The following is a 4303-nucleotide window of genomic DNA, read 5'->3' as shown; positions in this document are numbered from 1 at the left end:
ACCCTGTCCACAGGCTCATCAACAACAGCAGCTCCTTCCTGCCCGTTCATCTGGGGGTCCCTCGGCTGGTCCATCTCGGTCTCCTTTCGGACAAAGCGATGTCCAAGGAAACTGGGGGCAGCTCACCAGCACACCCCAACGGCTGGTCAGATGCCTGAGCACGGCGCGCGAGGGGCAGTCCGACGCCATCAGGTTGCCACGCTCCAGCTTGGTCGAAAGCCCCGCCGCATCGTCGGCGGCCTCTTTTTCAGGATTCGTCATACTAACAGTTTTGTGCGTACTTACTGAATGTCATTGCATATGGGTCTCATCCGACACCGCAACAAGGAGTTTTCCCATGACCATCGCCGTCACCGGAGCCACCGGCCAACTGGGCCACCACCCTTGAACGCGGCGCTGTACAGCCACTCAAACCCGTCCCTCTCTGATCACGGATCAAGCGTAGCGGACTGCTCCGATTCCGGGGACCACCTCTACGACCTCCAGTCCAGTCCCGTCGCTCGCTTGACCGCGCGCCGGGGAGAACGCACTGTTTCTCGGGCCCCTTGGGGCGCAGGTGGAAGGGTGTCCCGTCGATGAGGGAACGAGGCCGGAGCATGTGCGCCATGACGGAGATCGACGGATCGGCCGGATGGCCGCGCCGGACGGGCGGGCCGCGAGGCGCGTAAGCGGTGCTTGCCCCGAAGCTCGAGACTCGCAGCTCGCTCCGGTCTCTCCGCATCGGCAGCGTCCTCGTGCCCGCGATCCTCGCCGTCCTGTTCGTGGCGCTGAGCTGGCGGGTCGCGGTCGACGACGCACGCCAGCGCGCCGCGACCAATGCGCGGCTGATCGCGGACTTCGCCTACCGGCAGGCGCTCGTGCAGCAGAAGCTCATCGGCGCGGCCGACCTGCTCCTCTCGCGCTACTATGCCGGCGTCGAGATCGACGACCGGGCGGCGTCGTTCCTGACCGCGATGCAGGAGAGCTCCGACCAGGGGCTTGGCGTCGGCCTGTTCTCGCCGGAGGGGACTCCGATCGTCGTCAGCGCCAACTGGCCGTCGTCCGGCGACGGCGGCGCGCACGAGTACGACGCTCTCTCCAGGGACACCACGGCGTCCGGGCTGTTCTTCGACCGGGTGCGGCTTCAGCCGGTCGGGATCGACGCGGTGGTGGTGGCGGCGCGCCGGCGGGAGGCGCCGGCCGGGGTGTGGGTCTCGGCCCTGCGGGTCGATGCGATGCGCGGCTTCCTCCAGAGCATCGCGAGCAATCCGGGGGAGTCCGCCAGTCTCTATCGCCCGGACGGCAAGGTGATCCTGCGCAACATCTCCATGTCCGAGCCCGTCGTCCTCTCGCCGCACAACCCGGCGGTCAGGATCGCCCAGACGGCGGAGCGCGGCGCCTACGAGATCGTGGCGGAGGCCGACGGGACGCGGCGTTTCTACGCGACCGAACGGGTAGGCGACCTCGACCTCTTCGGCGCCTTCGGGGTTCCCGTGGAGGCGGTCCGGACCGCCTGGCTGAGGCGGTCGCTCTTCGTCTCGGCGCTTCTCGGCGCCGCGGCGGTCGCGGGCTATGCGCTGGCGCGCTACGCCGAGCGGAGCATGGCGGCGGAATCGGGGCGGGCCGCGGCGGAGTTCGACCGCGTGCTCCTGGCGGAGGCCGAGAAGACCGCGCGGGCGCGCGGGATGATGCTGCGGGAGCTCAACCACCGCATCAAGAACAACCTCCAGATGATCGTCTCGATGCTCCGGTTGCAGAAGACCCGGCCGGGCGGCGCCGATGTCGACGAGGTCATCACGCGGGTGCTGGCGATCGCGCGCATTCACGATCTCCTGCACCGGTCGGCGAATTCCCTCGACATCGAGCTCGGCGACCTGCTCGGGGCGATCTGCCGAAGCGACGCCATCGTGCCGCCGGAGCGAAACGTGCGGATCGACTGCGACTGCGACCGCGTGCCGGTTCGGGCGGCGCTCGCCACGCCGCTGGCGCTCTGCGCGATCGAGCTCGTCACCAACGCGGTCAAGCATGCCTTCGGGCCCGATGGCGGCCGCATCGATCTCGTCCTGCGCCAGTCGGGCCAGACCGGCAGCCTGATCGTCGCCGACGACGGCTCCGGCCTGCCGGAGGCTCCGACGCGCAGGTCGGGCATTCGGGTGGTCGAGGCGCTGGTGCGCCAGGTCCGCGGCGAGATCTCCGTCCGGTCCGGTCCCGGGGGGACCCGCTACGAGGTGACATTCCCGGTGCAGCTCGACGACGACCCCGTGGAGGACGGGCCGACGGCGTGATACCGGCGAGTCTACGAGGCCACCCGGCGCAACACGGGCTAACACGCGTGATAGGTTGGGTATCTATCTGAGTATACACGATAAAATTGCCAAATGCAAAAAAGAGGGCCGCGAGTCGTTTCATGAGCCCGCCGGTATGAGGCGCCAGACGTCGCCGCGCCGGACCGCTACCGCGGCCCCATGCGGATGGCGCCGTCGAGGCGGATCACGCTTCCGTTCAACATCGGGTTCTCCGCGATCGAGACGACGAGATCGGCGTATTCCGACGGCTTGCCCAGGCGGGCGGGGAAGGGGACCTGCTTGCCGAGGCTCGCCTGGGTCTCCGCCGGCAGGCCCTCGAGCATCGGCGTCAGGAACAGGCCGGGCGCGATCGAGACGACGCGGACGCCGACCGCGGCGAGGTCGCGCGCCATGGGCAGCGTCATCGCCGCGACGGCGCCCTTGGAGGCGGCGTAGCCGATCTGGCCGATCTGTCCCTCGAAGGCGGCGACCGAGGCGGTGGTGACGATGACGCCGCGCTCGCCGTCCGGCGTGACCGGGTTGAGCGTCGCCATCGCCGCCGCCGCCTGGGTCGCGGCGTGGAAGGTGCCGAGGAGGTTGACCGCGATCACCTTGCCGAAGATTCCGGCGTCGTGCGGCCTTCCCTCACGGTCGACCGTGCGCGCGCCCGTCGCGATGCCGGCGCAGGCGACAAGGAGCCGCGCCGGCCCGTGCGCCGCGGCCGCCTTCGCCAGCGCCGCCGCGACCGAGGCCGGGTCGGTGACGTCGGCAGGGAGAGCGAGGCCGCCTGTCTCGGCCGCGACCCGTTCCGCAGCCGCGCCGTCGAGGTCGAGAAGGCCGACCTTTACCCCGCGTCGCGCCAGCGTGCGCGCCGTGGCGGCGCCGAGCCCCGAGCCGCCGCCGGTGACGACCGCCGCGATATCCGCTCCGAGCCGCATCATGCCGCCTCCGCCTGAATGCCTCGCGCCTGCATTGACGATTCAATTCCGACTTTTTTGCCTGGCATATGCGTTGTGCATGCGTTGTGCATAGGGTGTGCATCGAGGGATCCGCCGTAAACCTTTGACGCCGAAGTCTTCGGACGGAAACCGCATCAGACCCGTTCCAGCGCCACGGCCATGCCCTCGCCGCCGCCGATGCAGATCGCGGCCACGCCGCGGGCGAGCCCGCGCGCCTCCAGCGCGTGGAGGAGGGTGACGATGATCCGCGCCCCCGAGGCCCCGATCGGATGGCCGAGCGCGCAGGCGCCGCCGTTGACGTTCATGCGTTCATGCTCCGCCCCCGTCATCGCCATGAAGGCCATCGGCACCACCGCGAAGGCCTCGTTCACCTCCCAGAGATCGACGTCGCCGACCCCCCAGCCGAGCCGGGCGAGGAGCTTCTGCGCCGCGGGCACGGGCGCCGTCGGGAAGCGGCCCGGCTCCTGGGCGTGGCTCGCGTGGCCGAGGAGGCGGGCCCGGAACGGGTGGCCCCCGGCGCGCGCGTCCGCCTCGCGCATGAGCACGAGCGCCGCGGCGCCGTCCGAGATGGACGAGGAGGTCGCGGCGGTGACGCGGCCGTCCTTGTTGAAGGCCGGTCGGAGCGTGGGGATCTTCTCGACGTTCACGGTGAAGGGCGTCTCGTCGTCCTTCACGATCTCCTCGCCCTTCCGGCCGGCCACGGTGACCGGGGCGATCTCCGCGGCGAACGCGCCGGAGCGGCTCGCGTTCACGGCGCGGGAGGTCGATTCCTTCGCGTAGGCGTCCATCGCCTCGCGCGTGATGCCGTACTTCTCCGCCGTCCTGTCCGCGAAGAAGCCCATGGGCTTGCCGTCGTAGGCGTTCTCCAGCCCGTCGAAGGCCATGTGGTCGAGCACGCGGGCATGGCCGTAGCGGTAGCCCGCGCGCGCCTTGGGCAGCAGGTGGGGCGCGTTGGTCATGGATTCCATGCCGCCCGCGACGACCACGGACCCGTCGCCCGCAAGCAGCGCATCCGTGGCCATCATGGCGGCCTTCATGCCGGAACCGCACATCTTGTTGATCGTGGTGCAGGGCGTCGCC

At 70.0% G+C, this 4303-nt stretch carries 3 protein-coding genes; 1 reads left to right on the top strand and 2 read right to left on the bottom strand.

Going from position 1 to position 4303, the window contains the following annotated elements; genetic code table 11:
• Window positions 1-671: 671 nt before the first annotated feature.
• Window positions 672-2264 carry a histidine kinase dimerization/phosphoacceptor domain -containing protein gene (locus tag KBA23_RS16040; protein WP_290743054.1) on the top strand — a complete coding sequence of 531 codons (1593 nt, stop codon included), beginning with the start codon at window positions 672-674 and terminating at the stop codon, window positions 2262-2264.
• A gap of 167 nt (window positions 2265-2431) precedes the next feature.
• Here the strand turns inward: KBA23_RS16040 and KBA23_RS16035 are convergent, their stop codons facing one another.
• Window positions 2432-3202, bottom strand: coding sequence for an SDR family NAD(P)-dependent oxidoreductase (locus tag KBA23_RS16035; RefSeq protein WP_290743057.1), 771 nt, complete (start codon window positions 3200-3202; stop codon window positions 2432-2434).
• Window positions 3203-3357: 155 nt separating this feature from the next.
• The coding region (locus tag KBA23_RS16030) for an acetyl-CoA C-acyltransferase (RefSeq protein ID WP_290743052.1) at window positions 3358-4303 on the bottom strand (946 nt) is incomplete at its 5' end.

This window comes from Amaricoccus sp. (assembly GCF_017995835.1).
Lineage (GTDB): Bacteria > Pseudomonadota > Alphaproteobacteria > Rhodobacterales > Rhodobacteraceae > Amaricoccus.
Note: the sequence above shows the minus strand (reverse complement) of the source record. Positions and strands in the feature narration are given on the sequence as shown.